Source organism: Pseudoalteromonas sp. Cn5-37, assembly GCF_021532495.1.
GTDB lineage: Bacteria > Pseudomonadota > Gammaproteobacteria > Enterobacterales > Alteromonadaceae > Pseudoalteromonas > Pseudoalteromonas simplex.
Genome location: NZ_JAKGBA010000001.1, coordinates 658975 through 683927, shown reverse-complemented (window position 1 = coordinate 683927; position 24953 = coordinate 658975). Strand labels below are relative to the sequence as shown.

Annotated in this window: 26 protein-coding genes; 12 read left to right on the top strand and 14 right to left on the bottom strand. The window is 40.7% G+C overall.

Annotated elements, in window-relative coordinates; translation table 11 throughout:
- Positions 1-7: 7 nt before the first annotated feature.
- A complete protein-coding gene (locus L1266_RS03080) occupies positions 8-760 on the top strand; it encodes a Nif3-like dinuclear metal center hexameric protein (protein ID WP_235376832.1) in 753 nt (250 codons plus the stop codon).
- A gap of 5 nt (positions 761-765) precedes the next feature.
- Here L1266_RS03080 and L1266_RS03075 read toward each other — a convergent pair whose 3' ends face one another.
- Positions 766-1530 carry a YdcF family protein gene (locus tag L1266_RS03075; RefSeq protein ID WP_235376831.1) on the bottom strand — a complete coding sequence of 255 codons (765 nt, stop codon included), beginning with the start codon at positions 1528-1530 and terminating at the stop codon, positions 766-768.
- Between the two features lie 314 nt (positions 1531-1844).
- Positions 1845-2732, bottom strand: a complete 888-nt coding sequence (locus tag L1266_RS03070; protein ID WP_054551603.1) for a LysR substrate-binding domain-containing protein — start codon at positions 2730-2732, stop codon at positions 1845-1847.
- A 362-nt stretch (positions 2733-3094) separates the two neighbouring features.
- On the opposite strand from L1266_RS03070, the gene L1266_RS03065 reads away from it, so the two are divergent.
- Complete coding sequence (locus tag L1266_RS03065; protein WP_235376830.1) at positions 3095-3739, top strand: alpha/beta fold hydrolase; 645 nt, start codon at positions 3095-3097, stop codon at positions 3737-3739.
- Between the two features lie 2 nt (positions 3740-3741).
- The gene (locus L1266_RS03060) at positions 3742-4566 is read left to right on the top strand and encodes an alpha/beta hydrolase (RefSeq protein ID WP_166339443.1); all 825 of its coding nucleotides are present in this window, start codon (positions 3742-3744) and stop codon (positions 4564-4566) included.
- Here the strand turns inward: L1266_RS03060 and L1266_RS03055 are convergent.
- The 3 genes from L1266_RS03055 to L1266_RS03045 form a co-directional block, all read right to left on the bottom strand.
- Positions 4563-5042, bottom strand: coding sequence for a YchJ family protein (locus L1266_RS03055; RefSeq protein WP_054551601.1), 480 nt, complete (start codon positions 5040-5042; stop codon positions 4563-4565). The two genes, L1266_RS03060 and L1266_RS03055, sit on opposite strands and share 4 nt — an antisense overlap.
- A 40-nt stretch (positions 5043-5082) precedes the next feature.
- Entirely contained in the window at positions 5083-5520 is a 438-nt protein-coding gene (locus tag L1266_RS03050) for a SulA-like leucine-rich domain-containing protein (protein WP_054551944.1), read from the bottom strand.
- 303 nt (positions 5521-5823) lie between these two features.
- The gene (locus tag L1266_RS03045; protein WP_235376829.1) at positions 5824-7749 is read right to left on the bottom strand and encodes a S9 family peptidase; all 1926 of its coding nucleotides are present in this window, start codon (positions 7747-7749) and stop codon (positions 5824-5826) included.
- Positions 7750-7898: 149 nt separating this feature from the next.
- Here L1266_RS03045 and L1266_RS03040 point away from each other — a divergent pair, with 149 nt between their 5' ends.
- A complete protein-coding gene (locus L1266_RS03040; RefSeq protein ID WP_054551599.1) occupies positions 7899-8489 on the top strand; it encodes an ATP-binding cassette domain-containing protein in 591 nt (196 codons plus the stop codon).
- Positions 8486-9580, top strand: coding sequence for a DUF6136 family protein (locus tag L1266_RS03035; RefSeq protein WP_054551598.1), 1095 nt, complete (start codon positions 8486-8488; stop codon positions 9578-9580). Before L1266_RS03040 ends, L1266_RS03035 begins: the two co-directional genes overlap by 4 nt.
- Here the strand turns inward: L1266_RS03035 and fadE are convergent.
- Positions 9577-12033: an acyl-CoA dehydrogenase FadE gene (gene fadE, locus L1266_RS03030; RefSeq protein ID WP_054551597.1), complete on the bottom strand. Its 2457-nt coding sequence runs from the start codon at positions 12031-12033 to the stop codon at positions 9577-9579. The two genes, L1266_RS03035 and fadE, sit on opposite strands and share 4 nt — an antisense overlap.
- A gap of 336 nt (positions 12034-12369) precedes the next feature.
- Between fadE and L1266_RS03025 the strand changes: the two genes are divergently transcribed.
- Positions 12370-13134, top strand: a complete 765-nt coding sequence (locus L1266_RS03025) for a class II glutamine amidotransferase (RefSeq protein ID WP_054551596.1) — start codon at positions 12370-12372, stop codon at positions 13132-13134.
- 15 nt (positions 13135-13149) lie between these two features.
- On the opposite strand, the gene L1266_RS03020 is transcribed toward L1266_RS03025, so the two are convergent.
- The 5 genes from L1266_RS03020 to cmoA all read right to left on the bottom strand — a co-directional run bounded on the left by L1266_RS03020 (position 13150) and on the right by cmoA (position 17531).
- Positions 13150-13953, bottom strand: a complete 804-nt coding sequence (locus L1266_RS03020) for a DUF3108 domain-containing protein (protein ID WP_442960589.1) — start codon at positions 13951-13953, stop codon at positions 13150-13152.
- On the bottom strand, positions 13910-14557 hold the full coding sequence (gene purN / locus L1266_RS03015) for a phosphoribosylglycinamide formyltransferase (RefSeq protein ID WP_138599716.1): 648 nt from the start codon (positions 14555-14557) through the stop codon (positions 13910-13912). Before purN ends, L1266_RS03020 begins: the two co-directional genes overlap by 44 nt.
- On the bottom strand, positions 14557-15609 hold the full coding sequence (gene purM / locus L1266_RS03010; protein WP_054551593.1) for a phosphoribosylformylglycinamidine cyclo-ligase: 1053 nt from the start codon (positions 15607-15609) through the stop codon (positions 14557-14559). Before purM ends, purN begins: the two co-directional genes overlap by 1 nt.
- Positions 15610-15809: 200 nt before the next feature.
- Positions 15810-16778 (bottom strand): tRNA 5-methoxyuridine(34)/uridine 5-oxyacetic acid(34) synthase CmoB, encoded by a 969-nt coding sequence (gene cmoB / locus L1266_RS03005; RefSeq protein WP_235376828.1) that lies wholly within the window; start codon positions 16776-16778, stop codon positions 15810-15812.
- Positions 16779-16805: 27 nt separating this feature from the next.
- Positions 16806-17531 carry a carboxy-S-adenosyl-L-methionine synthase CmoA gene (gene cmoA, locus L1266_RS03000; RefSeq protein WP_235376826.1) on the bottom strand — a complete coding sequence of 242 codons (726 nt, stop codon included), beginning with the start codon at positions 17529-17531 and terminating at the stop codon, positions 16806-16808.
- Between the two features lie 118 nt (positions 17532-17649).
- Here cmoA and L1266_RS02995 point away from each other — a divergent pair, with 118 nt between their 5' ends.
- Positions 17650-18330, top strand: coding sequence for a DUF3334 family protein (locus tag L1266_RS02995; protein WP_054551591.1), 681 nt, complete (start codon positions 17650-17652; stop codon positions 18328-18330).
- A gap of 60 nt (positions 18331-18390) precedes the next feature.
- On the opposite strand, the gene L1266_RS02990 is transcribed toward L1266_RS02995, so the two are convergent.
- Positions 18391-18603 (bottom strand): hypothetical protein, encoded by a 213-nt coding sequence (locus L1266_RS02990; protein ID WP_235376825.1) that lies wholly within the window; start codon positions 18601-18603, stop codon positions 18391-18393.
- Positions 18604-19036: 433 nt separating this feature from the next.
- On the opposite strand from L1266_RS02990, the gene L1266_RS02985 reads away from it, so the two are divergent.
- Both L1266_RS02985 and L1266_RS02980 read left to right on the top strand, forming a co-directional pair.
- Positions 19037-20053 (top strand): DUF5924 family protein, encoded by a 1017-nt coding sequence (locus tag L1266_RS02985; protein WP_166339430.1) that lies wholly within the window; start codon positions 19037-19039, stop codon positions 20051-20053.
- Between the two features lie 193 nt (positions 20054-20246).
- Entirely contained in the window at positions 20247-20642 is a 396-nt protein-coding gene (locus L1266_RS02980) for a hypothetical protein (protein WP_054551587.1), read from the top strand.
- A gap of 46 nt (positions 20643-20688) precedes the next feature.
- Here L1266_RS02980 and L1266_RS02975 read toward each other — a convergent pair whose 3' ends face one another.
- Together L1266_RS02975 and L1266_RS02970 are read right to left on the bottom strand one after the other, a co-directional pair.
- Positions 20689-21183, bottom strand: a complete 495-nt coding sequence (locus tag L1266_RS02975; RefSeq protein ID WP_175079048.1) for a M48 metallopeptidase family protein — start codon at positions 21181-21183, stop codon at positions 20689-20691.
- Positions 21184-21205: 22 nt separating this feature from the next.
- Positions 21206-22054 carry a DUF72 domain-containing protein gene (locus tag L1266_RS02970; RefSeq protein WP_235376824.1) on the bottom strand — a complete coding sequence of 283 codons (849 nt, stop codon included), beginning with the start codon at positions 22052-22054 and terminating at the stop codon, positions 21206-21208.
- A 227-nt stretch (positions 22055-22281) separates the two neighbouring features.
- Between L1266_RS02970 and aspS the strand changes: the two genes are divergently transcribed.
- From aspS to L1266_RS02955, 3 genes are all read left to right on the top strand, one after another.
- Positions 22282-24051 (top strand): aspartate--tRNA ligase, encoded by a 1770-nt coding sequence (aspS, locus tag L1266_RS02965; protein WP_166339426.1) that lies wholly within the window; start codon positions 22282-22284, stop codon positions 24049-24051.
- A gap of 92 nt (positions 24052-24143) precedes the next feature.
- Positions 24144-24350, top strand: a complete 207-nt coding sequence (locus tag L1266_RS02960) for a hypothetical protein (RefSeq protein ID WP_235376823.1) — start codon at positions 24144-24146, stop codon at positions 24348-24350.
- Complete coding sequence (locus L1266_RS02955; RefSeq protein ID WP_235376822.1) at positions 24347-24937, top strand: pentapeptide repeat-containing protein; 591 nt, start codon at positions 24347-24349, stop codon at positions 24935-24937. The genes L1266_RS02960 and L1266_RS02955 overlap by 4 nt, the downstream gene beginning before the upstream one ends.
- Positions 24938-24953: the final 16 nt, after the last annotated feature.

The following is a 24953-nucleotide window of genomic DNA, read 5'->3' as shown; positions in this document are numbered from 1 at the left end:
TTTTTATATGCAACGCAAACAATTTACTCAATTATTAAACGACATTCTTAAACCTGATTCTATCGCTGACTTTTGCCCAAATGGCTTACAAGTTGAAGGTGCGAGCGACGTAAAAAAGATAGTGACGGGTGTCACAGCTAGCCAAGCATTGATTGATGCCGCTATTGCAGAAAATGCAGATACTATTTTGGTACATCACGGCTATTTCTGGAAAGGGGAATCGCAGCCAATCACGGGCATGAAAAAGCGCCGTATTGCAGCGCTTTTAAATAATGATATTAACTTATATGGCTATCACTTACCGCTAGATATACACCCTGAAATTGGTAATAACGCGCAACTGGCTAAGTTACTCGATATTGAGTTCACAGGTGGGCTTGAATCTGGTCCAAATAGTGTGCCGGTAAAAGGGCGTTTAAAAACCCCTTTAAGTGGCGAAGAATTTAGCGCCAAAATAACTCAAGTACTTAACCGTGCACCATTAGCTAGTTTGGTAAGAAAAGAGAAAATTGAAACCATCGCTTGGTGCACAGGTGGCGGACAAGGGTATATTGATTTAGCAGCTGCCCAAGGGATTGATGCTTATCTTACAGGTGAGGCTTCTGAGCAAACGATTCATAGTTCACGCGAGCAAGGTATCGACTTTTTTGCAGCTGGTCACCATGCTACTGAGCGTTATGGCATTAAAGCCTTAGGCGAGCTTTTAGCTGAGCAACATGGTTTTGATGTAACGTTTATCGATATCGATAATCCAGTCTGATTGTTCTACAGCGCCTCTGGATCAATCCAGCGGCGCACACTCACCCATGCACTGCCAATTTTCTCATGCGCTACTCTGGTCACTGCAACAAGTACTGCAATGTTAGGTATAAACTGTTTGTACGTTGGATACTGACTAAAATCTTGAAAGTCGGTTGCCGCTGGGATCACATCAATGCCTTGTGCATTAAATAAGTCTTTCGCTCGCGGCATGTGGCTCGCTGAGGTGACTAAGGCAGTTTTTTTATCGACTAAATAAATGGCAAGTCGTTTCGCTTCTTCTGCGGTGTCCATGGCGAGAGGGTTTTGTTTAATTCTAGTTGCTGAGATACCAAGCGTTTTTGCTGTTTCAAACATGAGCTGGCTATTGGTGGCATTAGCAAAGCCGCCTCCTGATACATAGAGGGTGGCATTTGGGTAGTGGTGGGCAAGTTTAACACCTTCAAGTAAGCGACTAAGTGCACAATCGCCTAACTGGTGGTTTGCTTGAAGGCGCGAGTTGGGCATTATAGAGCAGCCAAGTACCACTATATTATCAAGTTTAGGGTGTTTTGCTTGGTTAAATTGCCATGCAGGGTTATTGTTTGCAGCTATCAGTGATTGGCCAATAAATGGCGTGCTTATCAGCATTAAAGTTAAAATGCTAACAAAGCCAAAATAGAGTGCTTTGCGTTTATGGGCAATGGCTAAAAATACCATCACTAAAGTAAGCAGCCCGAGCAACGGCAGGGGCATTAATAAAGAGCCAATGATCTTTTTAATTTCAAACATGTATACCCAAGCCTCCTCAAGGTACAGAATTCAGCGTTTCACAGGTGCCTTAATATCAAGGCGTTACTTTGCAAAAATGGCAGCCCCTTTTAAGAAGTAACAACGATGAGAGTAAGCACCTGTGAAGCGCCCAAAGGGTTGGTTTAAAAGCGAATTATACTGCGTTATTGATTTTAACCATAGAACCACTATTGTTTGCAATCAATGCCTTGCCTAAATCGCTTTTAATTCCAACTGAAACTCGCACCTTGAGGTGGTTTGGGTATTAACATTATTAGTAATTTATGCAGCTATGTTAGTTATTTTACCTTGTTTTAGCGACCGTTATTTTGCTTACACGTATTTAAAAAGTGGCGATAAACTGGGTTATCTTTCATATTCTTTTTCATCGCTAAATACATAGGGCGAGTAAGGCCTAGTGCACCTAACGGAATAGACTTAATGAGTCCTTGGCTTTCATAAGGAGTGACTAGCCAGTCTGGTAATGCTGCAACCCCCATACCTGCACTCACTAATTGAAATATCAATAAGCCTTGGTCAACCGTTTTAAGCGTGCCATCAAAGCGTGCATTTTGAATAAAATGTTTAAAGATGTCTTGGCGCTCACGGGGAATAGGGTACGAAATAATTGTTTCGTTTTTTAAATCAAGGGCGGTGACATAGGCTTTTTTTGCCAACTCATGATCCGGTGCGACTATCAGCTTTAATTTAAAATCAAATAGGTGAGCATACTCAAGCTGATCGGGTTCACGAATATCAGAAGTCAGCACTAGATCTAATTCATCATTAATTAAATCTGGAATGGCGTCGTAACTAAAGCCGCGCTCGTAATCAATTTTAATATCAGGCCAAAAATTATTAAATTCTTTGATGGTTGGGAGCAACCAATGAAAGCAGGCATGACACTCAACGCTTAAACGTAAATTTGAGATTGGCTGGTTAAGGCTTTCTTTTAACCGACATTTTGTTGCCTCAACACGAGGTAATACTTCATTAGCAAGCTCCAGAAGTAGCATACCTTGCGGAGTAAAACGCACAGGCTGTGTTTTACGTTCGAATAGCTGGCAATCTAACTTATTCTCGAGATCTTTAATTTGATGCGATAAAGCCGATTGAGTTAAAAACAACTCACGGGCGGTATTGACCAAAGAGCCTGTTTCTTTAAGGGTCGCTATGGTTTTTAGGTGCTTTATATCAATCATCTTTAAAAAATCTCATGGAAAATGTGAGTCTAACTCAGATTACGAACATACTACGCCTTAGAATTTATTTTTTCAACGTCTAGACGTCTAAAATATGTGGTTATTTTAACTGCTTTTTTACAATACGCTTTTTTATAAATAATTGACAGCGTTGTCATGGAGTTTTTTGTAGTTTAACTATGAAATTCCATGAATTTACCTCAAGTTGAAACTAGCCGTTTAAATCGTGATACAGCTTGCGATTAGTAATTTGATATTTAATTAAAATTACTGAGAGTAGGGTTTAGTTGTTTGCTAAGATATTATTTTTTAAGGTGTTATTATCTTCTATTAGGTGTAACGTGATTTTTAAAGGAATGCTTGTGATACGTACCGTAATTTTACTCTGTGCATGCTGGGTTTTGCCTGTTTGCGCTGGCACTATTTACAGCCAGTTTCCAACAGAGATTGACCCGCATGGTCACTACGTTTTTTATTCACATGGTTTTATCGTTGAAGGGACAAACCCTAAGCCTGTTCACAAAACCTTTGGGGTTTATGATTTTGTGGCTGTAAAAGAAGCACTGGCAGATGAAAGCTATCATTTAATTGCCTATCACAGGCCAAAAGGTACTGAGCCATTTACGTTTGCGAAAAAACTCGCTGCAGATGTTGAAGCATTGATCAGTGCCGGTGTTGCTGAGTCGAACATTAGTTTGGTTGGTTTTTCACGGGGCGGGGCATTATCGATACTGGCGGCTAATGAACTTAAACGTACACATATTAACTTAATTATATTGGCAGGTTGTTCAGGCCATATAAAAAATCACACATCAGTTAAGGCTTATGGCAAAGTGTATTCTATCTTTGAGCGCTCAGATCAGGTTGGCTCTTGCCAATTTTTAATTGATAGAAGTGACGTAACCAAGTTCGAAGAAATAAGCATTAATACAGGGCTCTCCCATGGCGCATTTTATAAACCAAAAGATGAGTGGCTGTTACCAATTAAGAAGTGGCTAAAGGATTAACTATGCCTTATTTACTGTTAGTTATTGTGATCAGTGTTTTGAGTGTGAGCTCTGTAAGCAATGCTGAGCCGTTTACTTTGCCACGTACTAATACTGTGTTACTTAAAGATAAACATACCAAAAACGAATACCCCATTACGATTAAATTGCCACGCAGCTACCAAAAGCAAAACCAGAAGCGCTACCCAGTTGTTTACCTATTAGATGCAAACTACAGTTTGCCAATTGCCTCTGGTGCTAGTCGCTTTATGATGAATTCGGGGGCTATAGAAGAGGTAATTATCGTTGCAGTAGGATATCAAAAAGGTGTATCTGGGCTTAATAGCCGTATTTATGACTATACGCCATTTGAAGATAAAAATTGGCAACGTAAAACTGGCGGAGCAAGCCAGTACCTAAACTATTTAAAACACTCTGTATTACCATACATTAAGGCTCACTACAGAACTAACCAAAAAGGTACGTTAGTCGGTAACTCACTTGGCGGTTTATTTGCGGCTTATACCTTATTCACTGAGCCTTCGCTTTTTTCAAATTATATTATCGGCAGTCCTTCAGTGTGGTTTAAGCAGCACAGCCTGTTAGCTTTGCCTGTCGTACCTGCAGGTAAAGCAACTAAAGTGTACATTGGTATCGGAGAACTTGAAGAAAGCGAAGGTGAAAAAATGGTGTCGGGCGCAAGGCAATTAGCAGCTAAAATTAATAAACAAAGCGGCGCGCTGGTTATAACAAATTTATTTGTTATTCCTCAGGCACGCCATGCAACCGCATTCCCAACAACGATTACCCAAGCCTTAGACTGGATTTACCAGGTTAATGGTAACTAAAGAGCGTGACACTTTTTATATTTTTTGCCGCTCCCACAAGGGCACTCGTCGTTACGGCCTATTTTAATATCTGCAACTGGCGTTATATCACCGTCTAGGTAACGCCATAGGCCATCTTCTTTAATAAAACGCGACTTCTCGTGTAACTCACAATACAAGTTTTGATAAAAGTAATTAGCTTTAAATTCGACAAAACCTTCTTGCTCGTTATGTTCAGTATCTAAAACACTTAGCTTGGTAAAACGGCAGCTATTAGCAAAATCTTTAATTTCGCGAACAGGGTTAGCGGCTTGCTGGCTTTGTGCATAGGTACTAAATACATATTTTGCATCTTTTAGTGCGTAAGCACTAAAACGAGAACGCATAAGTTGCTCTGGCGTATCAGCTTGGCTTGCACCTGTATGAAAAGGCTGGCAGCAAAGCTCGTAAGTCGATTCGCTGCCACAAGGACAAAGGGAGTGTGTGAGTGATGTCATAACAACTTACCTAAAACTATAAATTGTTATTTTAACAAGCCTATTGTGGCTGCGGTACTAAATTGTTTAATTGAGCGCTTTTTGTAAAACAATAAAATTTAGCAGATGCCTGCTCAAGGTTTAAGTTCATCGAATCAAGTTGATGATTGTTTACAATATCTGTCCATGTGATCACAGCAGCAAAATTACCGTTATGTAATGCTGAACTAAGAACGTACTCAAGATTAACTAAATGTTTTTGTCTGATCACAAGAAGTTTGCTGGTATCAATCGAACATGAATCTAGTAAGGCTTTACTAGGAACATGATCAGGAGCAATTAATAGTGTCCATGCATTTTGGCTATTGTAATGATGCAATACTTTTAACAGCTCAAAAGTTGCTGAAATTTCGTCTTCAATTTGAATTAAATTAACAGACGCTTTGTCGTTATCTTGTTGGTAGCTTTTAACTGTTCTTAAGGTAATTGGCTGTAACATAACTTTCACTCACTGGTTGTTTATACAGTATGTGTATACAGTAGTTTATACAGTGTTTTTGCGCAAGTACTTTTTTGCTATTTTTTAACCAATGATTCAGTTTAATTTTAGTCAAAATAATTTAATTGTTATTAAACAGTGCTTTACGGTTTTATTTTGATGGTTGGAAAAGGTGAAAAATTTACCAGTAAAGATATACAGTATTTTATACAGTACTGTGTAAACTGTTAAATTTTGAATCTATACAGGTGTTTTGCATAAAAAAAGCCGGCATCATACCGGCTCTTTATCTTTGCAATTTTGCTATTTATCTAAGTAGGTATTTAAAAACTCAAGGTATGCATTTGAGGCTTTTATGCGGTTTTCTTTTTTAGTAAAACCATGGCCTTCATCATCAAATAATACATATTCGACAGGCACACCATTTGCCTTTACAGCGGCAACAAGTTCATCGCTTTCAACTTGTAAAACTCGAGGGTCGTTAGCACCTTGGATCACCATTAATGGCTTGGTGATGTTTTTAGCATGAAATAGTGGCGAAATGGCACGGTGACGTTCACCGTCTGTCGCTGGGTCGCCCATTTCATCATACAGCGCCTTTTTAAAGCTTTCCCACCATGGTGGAATCGAGTTTAAGGTTCTAACCCAGTTTGTTACACCAAATATATTAATGCCTACTTTGAACTCTTCAGGTTCAAAGGCAAGAGCTGCGGCGGTCATAAAGCCACCATAGCTGCCCCCCATGATGCCAATTTTATCAGCATCAACCCAATCTAGGCTTTGCAGGTGTTTTTTACCGTAAACAATATCTTGTAAATCGTCAGTGCCGTGTTTTTTATCATCTAAATGGAAGAAGGTTTTACCATAGCCTGAGCTGCCACGGTTATTAACTGCAAAAATGGCATAACCATGATTGACTAGATGCTGCTGCATTGCACTATATCCTGTACGACTTTGGCCGCCAGGACCGCCGTGCACCCAAACTAAAGCTGGTACTTTGTTGTTGCTATTAGCTTGCTTAGGCTTATATAAAACCCCGGGGATCTCTAAACCATCAAAGCTTTTAAAGCGCACAATTGTGCTTTCAACCAAGTCATTTTGATTAATTGCATCACTTAATGTGTTGGTTAATTGTTTAGCTTTTGATTCACCGAGTTGCCACACAAATAGGTTACTTGGCGAGGTATCTGAATTTAAATAAAACGCCATGGTCTTTTCATCAGCTGAAAAGTTCACACCACGTAAGTTACCAGCAGGCAGCGATGGCATGGCAATACCTTTACCTGTGGTGGTATCAATTATCGACACTTTAGTGCTTGCGTCAGCATTAACACCGCTTACTTGATAACGGCCAGATTTAGAGAAGTAGATAAAACTCACATCCCACTCATCTTTGAGGGCAGGGCTGTGCTCGCCGGTCGTTAAGTCATAGCGCCACACTTCTGCAAACTCACCTTTGGAGTCGGTTGAGTAATATAATGATTTACTGTCTCTTGAGAAGGTTTCTGGACCATACTTAGCGTCGTCGTCATGACGGGTAATGAGCTCTGGTTTCAGTGTTTTTTTACGCGTATCGAGAATAAATACATCGCTGTCTTTGTTCGAATTGTTTTTCGATAAAGCAATAAATCGACCGTCAGGGCTGATCGCACCGACATCTAGCCCCATGGTATTTTGATAAACAGGCGTTACTTCATAGCTATTAGCATCAACACGATATAGGTCCATAAACTTAGCATCACGCTGATTGCTGGTTATAAAAAAGTGTTTACCGTCTTCTGTGAAGCCTGCAAATCCTGCACGGGTTTCTTCACCTGGCGTAAGATCTTTAACTGTACCATCTGTTTCGCGAACGTAGATGTGATAACGCTCGTTACCGCCAGAGTCTTTAGTAAATAGTACGCGCTCATCTTTAGGGAAATAAGCCACAGCATACGTACTGTCTTCAAAATCTGTTAAGCGGGTTTTTTTGGCGGTTTTTATATCTACTTCATAAAGGCTATAAATACCGCTTTCGTCACTGCTAACGAGTATTTTGTCGCCTTTTGGTGAAAAGCTGCTGCCCATGATTGAGGTTGTATCAAAAAAGGTTTCAGCGTCATACTGTTTAACAGTTTGGCTTTGTTGCACGCTTTCGGTGCTGCTCGTTGGTGAGGTTGATTGTGAACATCCTGCAAGTGCAAGGCTAAGTGCGCATGCAACAGCTGCTAGTTGAAAACTCGGTTTCATTGTAATTATTCCTTGTTAATTTTTCGTTTTAAAGTGTTGCCTGTTCATAATCTAAACGCAAGTTTTACCCGTTCGATATTTGTTACAAATCATGTAACTAATAAGAGATATGAGTGTGTTACTATTTTTTCACTATTAAAGGAATAAACATGATTGAAATTAACAACCTCAATAAGCGCTTTGCTTCAGCCCACGTTTTTGAAAACTATAATAAGCAATTTCAAGGTAAACGAGTTTGTTTACAGGCAGCCAATGGCAGAGGAAAAACAACATTATTGATGATGCTAGCTGGCCTTGAAAAGCCGCAATCAGGGCAGGTTTTATATAATAATCAAGCATTAAAATCGCCGCAAAACATTGTTTCAATTGCTAGCGACCGTATTGCTCTGCCAGATTTTTTAACTGCGCGACAAGTTATTGAACTTAGTTGCAAGGCGTTAAAGAAAGATATGCCTGAGCAACTCATTACTGGATTTAACTTTAAAGAGCACCTCAATACTCGCTTTAGTGCTTTGTCGAGTGGCAATCAAAAGAAGTGTCAGCTTATAACTGCTTTTTTAAAGCAAGCTCCATTTTTGCTATTAGATGAACCGAGTGCTGCACTTGATCAAACAAGTATAAAATTTTTGCTGACCTTACTTGATGACTACCTTGATAATAAACCTAATGGGCAAATTATCATTACAAGCCACGAACCAGAGGTGTTTATACAGCACGGTTTTGAGTGCACATCACTATGATAAATTCCTTTGCAAGTTACTTCTCATTCCTTTCTTTTCGATACTTAGCATATACGACCACCCTCAAGAGCATGCTGTCTCAGTTAAAGAATTTTAGCTTGTTGTTTGCACTGGTACTGGGCCCAGCTTTTCTTGGTATGGTTTTATTGTTGTTTTTAGGACTTGGTAAAATAGTCGATAGCCATGCAGCACCTGGTTACGGTGCAAAATTAGCAGTGATTTATCTTTTACTTGAATCAGTAATGTTATGGGCCATGGCACCAGCCATTAAAAATGAGCAAAATAGGGCATTTCAGCGAAGTCTATATAAATCCTCTTGGCGAGTATGTGTTGACTGCAAGTTACTACTGTTAAGTAATGCTTGGCTTATTGCCAGTTTACTAATAGCAGTCGACCTATCGTTAAAGCAATGGCTACAAGTGCCTCATTTTATACTGTTTATGCTGTTGCAGTGGCTATGTGGAGTATTTGTTCTTTATAGGCCACGTGCACTTTTTTATAGTTTATTACTCAGTTCTATCTTGGTATTACTGCCTGCTAGTTTAACTTCACTGCAATACTATCTAAGTTTTATTGCAATTTTCGGCTGTTCGATTTTACTCCCACCTGTAAGAATAAGTCATAAGTTAAAAGTACACTCGCTTGCTTTGTTTTGGCTTAGTTACTTTATACAGCATAGCTGGAGCTTAATATGGCGTGGTTCAGTCTTGCTAGCATGCTTGCTCGCTTTATTACAGCTAATTGCAGTGCGTAATGACTTTAGCGACTTGGTACTGGCTTTGGCTTTTTCAGTATGCGTGTTGCTAACAAGCTCGCTGCAGTTCGATTGCTTGGCTGTTTTTAAAAAATATCGGCTGTTCTTTCAAAGCAATAACCAAGATAAGCCGTTTTATATAAGCCAGTTTTTACCGAGCTTTATATTTTTTTCTGTGGCTTTCATTGTCGTTATAAGCATGCTTGGCACTAACTTGATTTACATCCCTATTGGGGCAGTGTGGTGTGTATTGCAGCAATATTTAGCGCAAAAAAAACCAGCGCAATTTGCGCTGGTTTGGTTTTTCATAACAATTGGAATTGTTTTGCTAGCTTAAGCGGCGTCTGCTTTTTTATCGCTCTCGCCGCGGGCAACATTACCTGCAACTAAGTCTGCTGGGTCAAAGTCGTCAACGTTAATAACGTCAAGACGGGCTTTTTCAACAGCAGCTAGTTTGTCAGCTTCAGCTTGGCTTAAAATGCCTGCTTCTAGGCCCATTTGCGCTACTTTATCAAGCTGGAAGAAAGGCAGTTTTACGCCTTTTTCACGGCATACCTTGTCAAACAGAGGCTCAACTTCAAGGATGTCTTTAAGCGTTTGCTCTTGACGACCAACAAGGTTAAGTGGCTCGTTTTTAAGGTAAATGTAGTTAGCTAAACGGTTACGAGTTTCGCTTGGTACTTGTAATAAGTGTGCAAGTTTGTGCTCAAGCTTATCAGTAGGCTTACGAACTGGACGACCGAATGGGAATAACATGATTTTTAGCATTGCACGTAGTGGTGCAGATGGCATGTTATTAATTAAGTCAGCGAGTGCACGTTGGCAGTGGTAAAGGTGATCTTGGCAGCTCCATTGAACAAGCGCAAAATCTTCTTTTTTACGGCCTTCGTCGTTGTAACGTTTAAGTGTTGCAGATACAAGGTATAAGTAGCTTAGTAAGTCACCTAAACGTGCAGAGATACGCTCTTTACGTTTTAATGAACCACCAAATACTGCCATGCTGATATCTGACATTAATGCTAATGATGCACTGAAACGTGACGCAACACGATAAAACTCAGCTGTTTCGTCTTTGTACGGTGTACTTGTGAAGCGAGCATTTGTTAATGCTAACCACTTAGTACGAACAAGGTTCGAAATAGTAAAGCCAACGTGACCCATTAACGCTTTATCGAATACAGCAAGTGCTTCTTCGCGGTCTTCAATTGCACAAGCACCTAGCTCAGTTAACACGAATGGATGACAACGAATTGCACCTTGACCATAAATGATCATGTTACGCGTTAAGATATTTGCACCTTCAACGGTAATTGCAATTGGCGCACCTTGGTAACCGCGACCTAAGTAGTTGTTTGGACCAAGCATGATGCCTTTACCACCATGAACATCCATGCCGTGAATCGTTGCTTCACGCATTTGCTCAGTTAAGTGGTATTTGATAATCGCAGAGACAACCGATGGTTTTTCACCAAGGTCAACAGCCCCTGTAGACATGCTAACAGCAGCATCAGAGCTATATGCGTAACCTGCAAGTTTTGCCATTGATTCTTCAACACCTTCCATTTGACCAATTGGTAAACGGAATTGACGACGAATACGGCTGTAAGAGCCTGTTGCAAGCGCAATTGTTTTAATGCCACCTGTTGAGTTAGACGGCAATGTAATTGCACGACCAACAGATAAACATTCAACAAGCATACGCCAGCCTTGACCAGCCATTTTCGGGCCACCAATGATGTAATCAAGTGGTACGAAGATGTCTTTACCGCGAGTAGGACCATTTTGGAATGGTACGTTTAGCGGGAAGTGACGACGGCCAATTTCGACCCCTGGAGTATCTGTAGGGATCAGCGCACAGGTAATACCTGGCTCTTTATCATCACCTAGTAAACCGTCTGGATCTTGTAGTTTAAATGCAAGACCAAGTACAGTCGCAACAGGAGCAAGAGTAATGTAACGCTTGTTCCACGTTAGGCTAATACCAACAACTTCTTCGCCGTTCCATTGACCTTTACAAACAACACCGTAATCTGGAATTGCACTTGCGTCAGAACCGGCTTCTGGTGATGTTAAAGCAAAACATGGGATCTCTTGACCACTTGCTAAGCGTGGTAAGTAATGATCTTTTTGCTCTTTAGTACCATAGTGCTGAAGTAATTCGCCTGGACCTAATGAGTTAGGTACACCTACGATAGAAGAAAGTAGCGTCGATTTACTGGTTAGCTTTTGCAGTACACATGATTGTGCATAAGCAGAAAACTCTAAACCGCCAAATTCTTTTTTGATGATCATGGCAAAGAATTTATTATCTTTTAGATATTGCCAAACATCTTGCGGTAAATCAGTTAGTTCGTGAGTTGCGTGCCAGTCATCTAGCATGCTACACACTTCTTCAACTGGACCATCAATAAACGCTTGTTCTTCGATAGTCAGTTTAGGTGCTGGGTATTGGTGCAATTTGTTCCAGTCAGGACGACCACAAAAAAGATCCGCTTCCCACCACGTCGTACCGGCATCGATTGCTGATTTTTCAGTATCCGACATCGTCGGGGTTACTTTTTTGAAAGCAGCGAAGATAGGTTTGATGATGTATTGTTGACGAACGCCAGTCACAGAAAGTGGCACAGCGATAAGTAAGAATAGTAGCCAACTAATTGCGCCAAACGCGCCAGCAAATGTGCCAACAAGTAAAGTCGCAACGGCAATACCTAAGCAGGTATTCCAGCTTGCTCTGTGGTAACTCGCAATACTAAGCAGCACGAGTAAACCAAGTAAAAATATGAGAGTCATTGATTATTCCTTAATAGAGGTCAGACCACCTCTTTTAGAGTAGCGCTAGAAAAGCGAATTATCAAGAGGGGAACAAGGATTAAAACGGCTTGTTTGGTGAGTTTTATTATTTTAAAAATGGCTATCAGTGCAAAAACATTTACAGCAGATGAGGAATTGTTGAGTAATTACTTATAATCAGCGCCGTTATACTTACGATTAGTTGTGAATTGCTCAGATAGTTCTGAAAATCTCAGCATAGCAGTTGCCATCCTTAGCGGTATGTTTAACAATGAGCGCAGGCAGGGATCAGCCCATCATGCCTTCCTTCGATTAGTTTTATAGGTTAAGAGTTCTATGTGTGAGTTGCTTGGCATGTCGGCCAATGTACCAACGGATATTTGTTTCAGTTTTTCAGGATTATTAGAACGCGGTGGTAATACTGGCCCGCATAAAGATGGCTGGGGCATCACTTTTTACGAAGGCAAAGGCTGTCGTACATTTAAAGATCCTGAGCCAAGTTGCCAATCAGAAATTGCCAAACTAGTTAAAGCCTATCCAATAAAAAGTATTTCGGTGATAAGCCATATTCGCCAAGGTAATCGTGGCCGAGTGTGCCTTGAAAATACCCACCCATTTACTCGCGAGTTATGGGGCCGTGAAATTACGTATGCTCACAACGGGCAATTATCAAATTATCATGATTTAAAACCAGATTACTATCGACCTGTGGGGAATACAGACAGTGAACTGGCGTTTTGCTGGCTGCTGGATAAAATTCGCGAAAAATACCCTAAACGCCCATCAAATATGGCGTCTGTATTTCGTTATGCTGCCAAGCTTGCCCACACACTGCGTGAAAAAGGCGTATTTAATATGCTACTTACCGATGGTGTTTATGTTTTAGCTTATTGCACCAATAACCTACATTGGATCACACGCCGTGCACCGTTTGGTAAAGCGACATTAATTGATGCAGACATGGTGATTGATTTTCAAAAAGAAACCACACCGAACGATGTGGTTACTGTGATTGCAACAAGGCCGCTCACCAATGATGAACGCTGGCAGAAAATGGAGCCAGGTGAGTTTGCCCTGTTTAAAATGGGCGAAAAGATTTAAATAAAAGATGAAGCGCTACTCAGGCGCTTCATTACTCACTTCTTGTTGCACTTCATTTGGAACACTAACAGGTGTGGTCACGGTGAATGAATTAAGCTGCACTTCAAATTGCTCTACGCCTTTTTCACCTTTCCACATACGAACTAGCATGTAGTCCATTTCTGGGGCAAACCAAGCAAGCGCTTGACGCTTATCGTTATCGTATAATCGTTTTACTTTAATCGCTTCTACATTACCAATAGGTAGCGAAATCATTTCTGTGCCGACAACTTCAAAGTCATAATTACGAAGGTTGCCTTTTTTATCAATCAGTGGATACGATAATTGCGTTTTACCTTGTTTTAGCTCTTCGCGTACTTGCACTTGATAAGACAGTGAATCTTGAAAATCATCTGACCAATCAATTTTAAGAGGGTATTTACTTTGGCTGCTTTGAACTTGCTTTTGCGTAGCATCAAATTTTAAGCTGTACTCTTTATCAGGCCCGGTGCCCGAACGCTCCATAGTGTAACTTAGCGGAGAAATTTTCTGATCATGATAAGTAAACATGGATGTTTCTTTTCGTGAGTCTGAAAAAATCATCCATTCGATTTCACTGTGATAAGTGATCACGTAGTTACCGTCTGCGGCTTTTTTCAGCTCGCGTACTGCTTTACCATGGGTTTCGCCTTTACGAAGTACATCGTATTTGGCTTCGTATTGAGTGAGGTCGCCAGCTAATACACTGGTAGGAAGTAATAAAGTGCCCACACAAGCGAGTAGGGCACTTAGATTTTTATTCTGGGTAGTGCGCGCCGTGTGCAGGAAGTTTCTTTTCATCAAAAACTGCATAATCTGCTTCCATCTTGAGTCGTTGTTCACTGAACCACTTGACCACCAACGGATAGATTATATGTTCTTGCTGATGAACACGTTGTGCGAGTGTCTCTGCGGTATCGTTTTCGAGTACCGGCACTTTGGCTTGAAGAACAACGGGACCGCCGTCTAGCTCTTCTGTGACAAAGTGAACACTAACACCATGAACCTCATCTTTTGCATCTATCGCTCGCTGGTGGGTATTCAGCCCTTGGTACTTAGGCAACAAAGAAGGGTGAATGTTCAACATTTTTCCCTTAAACTTTTGCACTAAGCTAGGTGTAAGAATACGCATAAAACCAGCTAATACAACTAGATTTGGTTCAAAATTGTCAATAATGTCCATTAACTCAGCATCATAGGCCTCGCGCGAGTCAAAATCTTTATGGCTTAGTACACATGTTTGTATACCTGCATTTTTTGCTCGCTCAAGGCCATAGGCGTCGGCTTTATTACTAATTACAGCGGCGATTTCGGCCTTTATCTCACCACGCGCACACGCGTCAATGATGGCTTGAAGGTTTGAACCGCTACCAGAAATTAATACAACAAGACGACAAGGGGTCATTAGTCACGACCACCTAAAATTTCTACTTGCTCTTCGCCTGCTTTCGCATCTTGGATCTCACCGATATGCCATGCATTTTCGCCAAGATCTTTAAGGATTGTTAAGCTTTGCTCAAGTTTGTCAGCTGGAACAACTAAAACCATGCCTACACCACAGTTGAATGTACGGTACATTTCGTGTGTTGTGATGTTGCCGTTTTCTTGTAACCAGTTGAAAACAACAGGCCATTCCCAGCTGTCACCTTTGATTACTGCTTTTGCAGATTCAGGAAGTACGCGCGGGATGTTTTCCCAGAAACCACCACCCGTGATGTGAGATAACGCATGTACGTCAACCTGCTTGAATAGCTCAAGTAGTTGTTTAACGTAGATACGAGTTGGCTCTAAAAGGTGATCGCCAAGTGTTTTGCCTTCAAGCTCAGCGCTCGTGTCTGCGCCAGATACTTCAAGAACTTTACGAATTAATGAGAAGCCGTTTGAGTGAGGACCACTTGATGCAAGAGCGATTAATTGGTCGCCTGCAGCAACTTTAGTACCGTCGATAATTTTTGATTTTTCTACAACACCAGTACAGAAACCAGCCATGTCGTAGTCTTCGCCGTCGTACATACCTGGCATTTCAGCAGTTTCACCACCGATTAATGCACAGCCAGAAAGCTCACAGCCTTTACCAATACCTGTTACAACATCAGCCGCAGTATCTACGTCTAATTTACCCGTTGCATAGTAATCAAGGAAAAATAGTGGCTCTGCACCTTGTACAATAAGGTCGTTTACACACATAGCAACAAGGTCGATACCCACTGTGTCGTGCTTTTTAAGATCGATTGCTAAACGTAGTTTTGTACCAACACCGTCTGTGCCAGCAACCAGTACAGGCTCTTTATAGCCAGTTGGTAGTTCGCAAAGTGCGCCAAAACCACCGATACCGCCCATTACTTCAGGACGTCTGGTTTTTTTAACTACGCCTTTAATACGCTCAACAAGTGCATTACCGGCATCGATATCTACGCCCGCGTCTTTATAGCTAAGAGACTGTTTTTGTTCGCTCACAGGTTTTCCTCAAAAAAGTTGCATGTGGGTTGCTTAGAAACGCGCGTATTTTACAACAATTGCACTGGCGCGGCTAGTTGAAAAATCACTTTAACCGACTTGACAAGGACAGTTGTCCGGTTTTTTGTTTTCAAGTTCCAAGGCAAAAGTATCAGGCAAATGAACTTTTAACCTTGAAACTCGAAACTTCTCACTATTTGTTAAGCTTTCGCGGTTAAAATAGCGCGAAGAGGGGCAGGGTAACCTTCAATGGTTTTGCTGGTGTCATTAGGGTCTAAAAAGTCGACTAATGATTCGTTTTCCATCCACTGGGTTTTGCGTTGTTCTTCAAGCGTTGTGATTGCACAGTCTTTAACTTGTACATCTTTAAAGCCAACGCGTTCCATCCATAGTTTTAATGCCGCGGTGCTTGGGATAAACCATACATTACGCATTTTTGCATAGCGGTCAGTTGGCACTAAAACTGTGTGCTCATCACCTTCAACAACCAGTGTTTCAAGGACTAACTCACCACCAGGGCGAAGCTGTGCTTTTAATTGCGCTAAAAAGTCGATAGGCGAACGACGATGATATAAAACACCCATCGAAAAAACTGTATCGAATGCTTTTAGCTCTGGCAGAGCTTCAACACCCAATGGCAATAAATGCACGTTTTCATCTTGGTGATAATGCTTTATCGCTTGGAATTGGCATAAGAACAAATCGGATGGATCGATACCCACCACAAAATTTGCGCCTTCACCGCGCATGCGCCACAAGTGATAACCCGAGCCACAGCCAATATCAAGCACAGTGCGGCCTTTTAACGGTTCGATATGAGGTAGTAAACGATCCCATTTCCAATCACTGCGCCACTCAGTATCAATCTCGATACCGTGTAAGCTAAAGGGTCCTTTACGCCATGGCATCATGCGCTTTAATAAATGCGTTAACTGTTTTTGCTGACCTTCAGAAAGCTCATCACCGGTGCCAATTTGTACTTTATCCTGAATATTCACATGGTTTGTGCTTACCTCAGGTAAGTTTTTCAGCACTTTTTGCCATTTCGGTAAATCACCGTGGCTGGCTTCGAGTTCCCAGTGTTTTAATTGACCTGGCAAAGTTTCGAGCCAGTGGCTAAGCGGGCTTTGTGCAATTGCAGCGTAAAATTGGTTAAACCATTGAGACATGAAATACTCTTTATATCGTTGTGATGATTACTTGATTGCAATCATCGAGCAGAAGTTAAAACATTGATACCACACTTGCGTTTGGCTAAAACCAATTTCACTTAATCGGTTTAAGTGGGTAGATAAATGATCAGGGCGCATGACATTTTCGATAGCCGTACGCTTTTGGCTGATCTCAAGCTCCGAATAGCCGTTGTGACGTTTAAAATCATGGTGTAAATCAATGAGTAAATTATCGCATTGCTCATTTTCACCTCTAATTTTTTCGCTCAGCAGCAAAACACCGCCTGGTTTTAAATTTGCGTAAATCTTTTCAAGCACCGCTTGGCGCTTTTCAGGTGGAATAAACTGCAGTGTAAAATTCATCGCAACCACAGAGGCATTCTCGATGTCTAAATCGTTGATATCACCTAGTGTAACTGTGACCGGCACGTCAGAGCGAAAACCTTGTAAATGTAATTTACAGCGCTCAACCATCGCTTCTGAGTTATCGACGGCAATAATATTACAGTTATCGGTGCGAATATTACGGCGCATACTTAACGTTACAGCGCCAAGAGAACAGCCTAAGTCGTATAGGTTTGAATTGCTTTGCGCGTACTCACCAGCCAGCTTACCCATAGTGCTAACAATGGTTGCGTAACCCGGCACCGAGCGCTGGATCATATCAGGGAAAACTTCTACTACATGTTGGTCAAAGCTAAAGTCTTTAACCGCTTGCTCAGTGGCATAAATACTGTCTTTTTGCGTCACTTGAACAGTCTCTTTAAAAAATAATACCGCTATTTTAGCATTTTTAACTGGATAGTCAGTGATAAATTCAGTAGCTTGGCTAGAATTATCAATAACAAGTACAAAAAAGAGAAGTTTAATGACAAAAAGCAAAGTGATCAGTACAGAAGATATCTTATCAACTCTGTGTCATTCAGTGACTGGAGTTCTGTCTTCAGCAAGCGGTAACAGTATTAGTTATTCTGCCATGGTTCAAAAAATCACCCGCACCTGTATGCGCCCAGATATTGGCTGTTTTGTATTGTTCGATGGTGGCTTTACCGGTCTTGTGGTAACAAACTTCACAGCGCAAGCTGCCATGGAAATTTACCATGACTACATGCGTAACATGGGAATGCCAGAAGAAGAAATTGCACAAAGCCATTTATCAGATGATGTAGCAAACGTACTTGGCGAACTGATGAACCAAATCGTTGGTGACTTTACGTCAAAAGTACGCGACCAGCTGCATACTTCTATCACGCAAAACCAACCTAAGATGATGGCAATTAATAAGCAGGTGCAAATCTCTGTTGATACCACTATGGATAGACCACAAGCACGCCGTGTGACCTTCACCACAGCGAAGCAAAATATCTTCTATCTAGAATTAGCCATGGATAAAACTGAATTTATCAAACTACATGACTTTGATATTTCAGAAGCGGTTGACCCGGATGACATCATCGAAAACGAAGCTAAACAAAAAGCTGAAAAGCAAAAAGCATCATCACAAGCAGACGATGCAGATGATGATTTTATGGCAGAACTTGGTTTGTAACCCAAAGACTTGAGCTGTCAGCCATCAGCTTTCAGCCGTCAGATAAAATAGAGGCGCGGGTCAGACCGCGCTTTTTTGTGCTTTAGAGCAATTGATAACATCTTTGTCAGGGATCCCAATTAACTTAATAGTCTCATCGTCTATTTTTTTGATTTTCGATTTAACTGTCACTGAAGGCCCTCGAGTGAAGCTTTTCACAGACTCTGGTGAAAAGATATTTAGATCGTCTTTTATTAAATTTGTTTTATGGGTTTTAGAATTAAAGCTGATCATGATATCACCCTCGAAATCCATTTTTTCTGAGGATTCAACAGAGATAACAGAGACCAAATCAGGGTTTTGCTTAAAATAAAATTAAAAAAAGCTTTTTGAATATGAGTTTAAATCTTTAATTGAAGTCGTTACGTGGCTATCAACATCTAGTATTGCATCGTCTGGTAATACAGACTTCATTTTGCAAAACCATTCACCATTTAGAAAACTATAATCTTCAAATGCGTTTGCAGTTGTACACTTAGAAATTAATAAAAGTATTATCAATACTCTATATAACATTCCATTTTTTCCTTTTAGAAAATACTCTATGCTTGTTCACTTCATCTAAATACCTTACAGCTTAAAGCTTTGAACTTAAAGCTCGTTTTAAAGCCTACATTCATCCAATTTATGCTTTACTCATAAAGCCTTAAATGGATTTGATGATTGCATGAATTACTTAAAAAACTTTATAACTAAATTTGTTTTCATGATGCAGAAGCGGCCGGGGTTGATGGCGGTGTTGGCTTTTTGTAGTGGTGTAGCAAGCTATGTCTTTGTTGAACGAAAAGAATCGTTTTCGCAGCTTATCTCTATTTTGTTATTAGTCACTTGGTTGTGGTTGTTAATAGATAACTGGCTAAGAGATAAGGTAGAGGAGCGTTTTGGTGTGGCGGTGTCGCCTAATGTGATGCGCTTTGCGCTGCAAGTTGTGCAGCAAGAAAGTTTGTTTTTTGCTTTACCATTTTTCTTAGCGGTGACTACTTGGGACCATGGTCAGGCCGCGTTTACCGCTTTAATTATACTTTGTGCGTTCGTTTCTGTTGTTGATCCTCTCTATTATAAAAAGCTTGCAAGGCACAGTGTTTGGTTTAGTGTGTTTCATAGCTTTTCTTTGTTTGTCGTGCTGTCGGTTACCTTGCCTATTTTATTAAAGTTAACGACCAGCCAAAGTTTTGAAATTGCACTAATAACAGCTGTTATTTTAACGGTCCCCAGTCTTGGCAATTTGATGCCCAATGCTAAATGGTGGCGTTTTCCGTTGTTGGTGTTATTGCTTTGTTCATTAGGTGCCGGGCTTTGGCAATTACGTAGTTTTGTGCCACCTGCAGCACTGCGTTTAACCGATATGAGTATGTCATATCAGCTAGATGCACAAGCTCGTAAACCGCTTTCGCCAATAACAGAACTCACTGAGCAGAGCTTACATGAAAACGGTCTATATAGTTTTAGTGCGGTAAAAGCACCGCGAGGTTTAAATGAGAAAATCTTCCACGTTTGGGTGCATAATCGAAAAGAAGTTGACCGTATAGCCTTGGATATTTCTGGTGGTCGTAAAGAGGGCTATCGAGCGTGGAGCCATAAAACGAATTTCCCTGCTAATGCTGCAGGGAAATGGGTCGTCAAAGTGGTTACCGAGTCTGGGCAGCTGATAGGGCAAAGAAGGTTTGAGGTTTCAGAAGTTTAGCTGTCAGCTTTCAGCCGAAATTAGAGTGGGCAATTTTGATTGAACGTTTATGAATAAAAACATTTTGAATGAGGCTTTATTTGTCTTGAAATCAACAGCCTTACTCATAACGTATTCTTAGAGGAACATATTGCTATGAACCAATAACTTAATTATTGTAAATATTAAGTTTAAAATTTTTGGCAAGAGAAACATGACTAGATATTTTCAGTTTACTGTGCTGGTTACAGCAGTTTTATATACGACTTTTTTTTTCTTACCTTATATTTGGCAATATATTTACTCTGAAGACATTTCTCACTTATTATCTGCTTCAGGAACAGGTGGAATCATTGAACCTCAAAGCTCGTTTCCATACATTTACTCTATGGTATATGTATTAAGTCTGCTTGGTCTTTATTTATACAAAAAATTAGCAAAGTGGTTATTTTGTTCACTGATCGCCTTTAACTTTCTTGTGAGCCCTTACATTCTTGGGTTATATGTAACAATGTATTTTGATGCATCTATTGGCTATTTACTTACTCTTTGCGAAGGTGCATTGATTCTAATGCTCTTTAGTGATGATGTTATAAAAAAGCTCAAGTAAACAGTCTATTTTGGTATTAGATTTCATATTATTTTTACTAATATCTTTAGTAAGGATTTTTCCCTTCACCTACCAGCACACTGAATATTCTTAAATCCAGTTCTAGTTGATGATATTGCGGCTCCATGTGGCAGCAAAGTTGATAGAAGGCTTTGTTGTGGTCTTTTTCTTTAAAGTGAGCCAGCTCATGTACGACAAGTGCTTTGAGAAGTGGTTCAGGTGCGCGAAGCAGGTCGCTATTAATGGCAAGATCGTGTTTTCGGGTTTTACCTTGCATACGAAAAGTATGGGTACCTAAGGCATTTGTAACCATATCGCCTTGTTTTTTGAATGCGGCACGACCAAAAGGCAGGGCATTTTTAAGGTAGCGCTTTTTTAGTTCAGTGGCGTAATTGTATAAAGCTTTATCGCTGGTAATGCTATGGGCATCAGGGTATTTGCCCTTTAGGTAGTTAGCAGCTCTGTCGCCATTAAATAGCTGTAACACTTGCTCAATGATGTGCGGCGGGTAACCTTGAAAATAACGGCTGTAATCTTTCATGTTTTCTCTGATAAATCGGGCGCTAAAATAAACTGCTTTGGCTTGCTTCGCGTTCACCTATAAAAGGTGCAAGCACGGGGTGATTGTAACCTAAATCTTGGCAAAACTGTCTTGCTAAAAGTGGCGACTGGCGATTATCTGCGGTATGGAAAAACAAATAGGGTGATTTTCCTTCATCAAGCCATTGCTTTACTTTTTTCAGCCATGGCTGGTAATACGACTTGTATTCATGTTCAAGATTGGCAATCACAAAGCGCAGCATAGGCTGATTTCCTGTTGCAATGGCATGCACAGGTAAATAAGGCTTTTTCTTTTGCGCATCAATGAGTGCATCGGTATCGGCGGGAACAGCAAACAAAGCGCGGGTATCCATACTGATGCGGTCTATATTATTTTCAATTAACAGCTGATTTAAACGAATCTCAGCATCATCCTTATTAAAAAAGCCGGGATGACGTACTTCCACACCGTAACTAAGTTGCTTGGGGAGTTGTGCAATAAAATTAGCAAGAAGGGGGAGAGCATCTGGGCCAAAGGCGCGGGGTAGCTGTAACATGATTTGCCCCGTTTTAGCAAAAATTGGCTCAAATAAGTTTAGCCACGCATTAAGCTCACTAGTTATATTCGTCAGTTGTAATTCGTGACTAAAACGCCGATGAAACTTAAACGTAAATTTAAAGTCTTCGGGTACCGCATCATGCCAGCGCAATAATGACTCATGACTTGGATCAGCATAAAAACTGGTGTTGCCCTCGACTGAATTAAAAGATTGCGCATACTCACTGAGCATGTCGGCGCTTTTACAGTGACTAGAGAGTAAATTTCCTTTCCATGCGGTGCTAGACCACTGCGGACAACCTAAATACAGCATTAAACCAACCAATAAATTTAAACTTTAGCTAGTGTATCAAAAGAAATGTTTGCTCAGAAGTCGGGGTGTATATTTAGCCCCCGACAGGCACTGCTGGCACTCGCATTTTGCGATGGTTTGGGTATAATGCTCTGCCTTAAATGATTACTTTGTATAGTGGCTTTTGCTCTCAAAATAGCGAACTCTTAAGAGCAGGCGGCTATAAGTCTTTAACTGACAGGAATACTATGCGCTCTATATATTGCGGACAGCTAAATAAATCTCACGTAGATCAAGAAGTTGAACTATGTGGTTGGATCAACAAACGCCGTGACCTTGGTGGTCTTATCTTCGTCGATTTACGTGACAGAGAAGGTTTAGTACAAGTTGTTTTTGATCCTGAAGTAGAAGGATTAATGGATACTGCGAATAAACTACGTCAAGAGTTTTGTGTGCAGTTAAAAGGTGTTGTTCGCGCACGCCCTGATAGCCAAGTAAATAAAGACATGGCAACAGGTGAAGTTGAAATTTTAGGCACAAGCTTAACTATCATCAACCGTTCAGAGCCATTACCACTTGATTTTAATCAGCAAAACTCTGAAGAGCGCCGCTTAAAATACCGTTACTTAGATTTACGTCGTCTTGAAATGAGCGACCGTATCAAACTTCGTGCAAAAGCGAGTAGCTTTGTGCGTCGTTTCTTAGATGACAACGGTTTCCTAGATATCGAAACACCAGTACTAACAAAAGCAACACCTGAAGGTGCCCGTGACTACTTAGTACCTAGCCGTGTTCACAAAGGTAGCTTCTACGCTTTACCTCAGTCACCACAGTTATTTAAACAATTATTAATGATGTCGGGCTTTGACCGTTACTATCAAATTGTTAAATGTTTCCGTGACGAAGACTTACGTGCTGACCGTCAGCCAGAATTCACACAAATCGATTTAGAGACGTCATTCATGAGCTCTGATGAAGTGCGTGCAATGACTGAGAAAATGATCCGCGAAATGTGGCAATCATTACTAGACGTTGACCTAGGCGACTTCCCAGTAATGCCATACAGCGAAGCAATGCGTTTATATGGTTCTGATAAACCAGACCTACGTAACCCAATGCAACTTGTAGACGTTGCTGATTTAGTAAAAGACGTTGAGTTTAAAGTATTCTCTGGTCCTGCTAATGACGAAAAAGGCCGTGTTGCTGTATTAACTGTACCAGGCGGTGCTGAGCTTTCTCGTAAACAAATCGACGATTACACTAAATTCATCGGTATCTATGGCGCGAAAGGCCTAGCATGGATGAAAGTGAACGACCGTGCAGCGGGCGTTGAAGGTGTACAATCACCAATCGCTAAGTTCTTAAACGAAGAAGTGATCAACCAATTACTTGAGCGTACTAACGCACAATCTGGCGACATCATTTTATTTGGTGCTGATAAGCGTAACGTTGTAAACGAAGCGATGGGCGCGCTACGTCTTAAGATTGGTGTTGATTTAGGTATTACTGATTTAGATAGCTGGAAACCATTATGGGTTGTTGACTTCCCAATGTTCGAAGAAGACGACGAAGGTACATTGCATGCGGTTCACCACCCATTCACTGCACCAAAAGGTATTTCTCCTGAAGAGCTTGAAGCAAACCCAGCTGGTGCACTATCAGATGCATACGACATGGTATTAAACGGCTACGAAGTTGGTGGTGGTTCGGTACGTATTCACAATGCAGAAATGCAAGAAACAGCATTTAGAATTTTAGGTATCGAAGCGCAAGAGCAGCAAGACAAGTTTGGCTTCTTACTTGATGCACTTAAATATGGTACGCCACCGCATGCGGGTCTTGCGTTTGGTCTTGACCGCTTAGTTATGCTGCTATGCGGTACTGATAATATTCGTGACGTTATTGCTTTCCCTAAAACAACGCAAGCATCATGTTTATTAACAGATGCACCAAGCAAAGCAAATGCCGATGCATTAACTGAGCTTGCAATTGATGTTGTAGCGAAAGACGCTGAATAATTTATAAGCTGATCAACGAAAACCCTAAGGTGTATGCCTTAGGGTTTTTTTGTGCTTAAATGAATATTTAGTATGTTCTTCAAGGAAAGAGTATGAATATCAATGCAACTTTAATCGGGCAAATAATTGTTATTTTAATCCCTGTGTTTGCCGCTATCAGCTATTTCTTGGGTAAGCGCAAAACCTCCACGCCTATCATGGTGGCCGTTATTGGTGGGTTACTAGCGTTAATTCAATTGTTTGGTCTTATTTTTATTGCTGTACTTGCGCTTAAACAAGATATTGAGACCACCGCGTGATCGCAAGCCATTCCCTTTATTTTGAGCACACCTTTGAAGCAAACCTTGCAGGGCAAACATTTTCGCATTGCGAATTTGAGCAATGTGAATTTATTGACTGTGACTTTAGCAATAGTCAGTTTGAAAACTGCCGGTTTATAGAGTGTGAGTTTAAAAATTGTAATTTAGCTGCGCTTGGGCTTAGATACACCTCGCTTGAAGAAGTAAGCTTTAAACAGTGTAAATTAACCAGTGTTCGTTTTACTGATGTTGATTGGCCGCTACTCGCCAGCCGTGCTCCAGTGAGTTTTGTTGGCTGTGAACTTAGCCACAGCAGCTTTTTTGAACTTAGTTTAAAAGCTTTAAAAATGCGTAGCTGTTTTGCCAAAGATGTTGATTTTAGACATGCAGATTTTACATCTGCTGATTTTACTGATACGGACTTTCGTGACAGCTTGTTTCAACAAACTAACCTCAGTAAAGCTAATTTTATTGGTGCCAGTCATTTCGCCATTGATATAACAGCTAACAATATCAGTAAGGCCAAATTTGAACGTTATGCCGCTTTGGATTTATTAGCAGGGCTCGATATAGAGCTGGTGGATTAAATATTATTACTAATTA

What these genes read in the sequence shown, in the direction of transcription:
- L1266_RS03025 (WP_054551596.1), top strand. Translation starts at nt 12,370, where the DNA reads ATGTGTGAGTTGCTTGGCATGTCGGCCAATGTACCAACGGATATTTGT.
- L1266_RS03055 (WP_054551601.1), bottom strand. Translation starts at nt 5,042, where the DNA reads ATGACATCACTCACACACTCCCTTTGTCCTTGTGGCAGCGAATCGACT.
- L1266_RS02995 (WP_054551591.1), top strand. Translation starts at nt 17,650, where the DNA reads ATGACAAAAAGCAAAGTGATCAGTACAGAAGATATCTTATCAACTCTG.
- L1266_RS02985 (WP_166339430.1), top strand. Translation starts at nt 19,037, where the DNA reads ATGAATTACTTAAAAAACTTTATAACTAAATTTGTTTTCATGATGCAG.
- L1266_RS03080 (WP_235376832.1), top strand. Translation starts at nt 8, where the DNA reads ATGCAACGCAAACAATTTACTCAATTATTAAACGACATTCTTAAACCT.
- L1266_RS03050 (WP_054551944.1), bottom strand. Translation starts at nt 5,520, where the DNA reads ATGTTACAGCCAATTACCTTAAGAACAGTTAAAAGCTACCAACAAGAT.
- purN (WP_138599716.1), bottom strand. Translation starts at nt 14,557, where the DNA reads ATGACCCCTTGTCGTCTTGTTGTATTAATTTCTGGTAGCGGTTCAAAC.
- L1266_RS03035 (WP_054551598.1), top strand. Translation starts at nt 8,486, where the DNA reads ATGATAAATTCCTTTGCAAGTTACTTCTCATTCCTTTCTTTTCGATAC.
- L1266_RS02975 (WP_175079048.1), bottom strand. Translation starts at nt 21,183, where the DNA reads ATGAAAGATTACAGCCGTTATTTTCAAGGTTACCCGCCGCACATCATT.
- cmoB (WP_235376828.1), bottom strand. Translation starts at nt 16,778, where the DNA reads ATGTCTCAATGGTTTAACCAATTTTACGCTGCAATTGCACAAAGCCCG.
- L1266_RS02960 (WP_235376823.1), top strand. Translation starts at nt 24,144, where the DNA reads ATGAATATCAATGCAACTTTAATCGGGCAAATAATTGTTATTTTAATC.
- L1266_RS03045 (WP_235376829.1), bottom strand. Translation starts at nt 7,749, where the DNA reads ATGAAACCGAGTTTTCAACTAGCAGCTGTTGCATGCGCACTTAGCCTT.
- L1266_RS02990 (WP_235376825.1), bottom strand. Translation starts at nt 18,603, where the DNA reads ATGATCAGCTTTAATTCTAAAACCCATAAAACAAATTTAATAAAAGAC.
- L1266_RS02970 (WP_235376824.1), bottom strand. Translation starts at nt 22,054, where the DNA reads ATGCTGTATTTAGGTTGTCCGCAGTGGTCTAGCACCGCATGGAAAGGA.
- L1266_RS02980 (WP_054551587.1), top strand. Translation starts at nt 20,247, where the DNA reads ATGACTAGATATTTTCAGTTTACTGTGCTGGTTACAGCAGTTTTATAT.
- L1266_RS03060 (WP_166339443.1), top strand. Translation starts at nt 3,742, where the DNA reads ATGCCTTATTTACTGTTAGTTATTGTGATCAGTGTTTTGAGTGTGAGC.
- L1266_RS03070 (WP_054551603.1), bottom strand. Translation starts at nt 2,732, where the DNA reads ATGATTGATATAAAGCACCTAAAAACCATAGCGACCCTTAAAGAAACA.
- aspS (WP_166339426.1), top strand. Translation starts at nt 22,282, where the DNA reads ATGCGCTCTATATATTGCGGACAGCTAAATAAATCTCACGTAGATCAA.
- L1266_RS03020 (WP_442960589.1), bottom strand. Translation starts at nt 13,953, where the DNA reads ATGAAAAGAAACTTCCTGCACACGGCGCGCACTACCCAGAATAAAAAT.
- L1266_RS03075 (WP_235376831.1), bottom strand. Translation starts at nt 1,530, where the DNA reads ATGTTTGAAATTAAAAAGATCATTGGCTCTTTATTAATGCCCCTGCCG.
- fadE (WP_054551597.1), bottom strand. Translation starts at nt 12,033, where the DNA reads ATGACTCTCATATTTTTACTTGGTTTACTCGTGCTGCTTAGTATTGCG.
- L1266_RS03040 (WP_054551599.1), top strand. Translation starts at nt 7,899, where the DNA reads ATGATTGAAATTAACAACCTCAATAAGCGCTTTGCTTCAGCCCACGTT.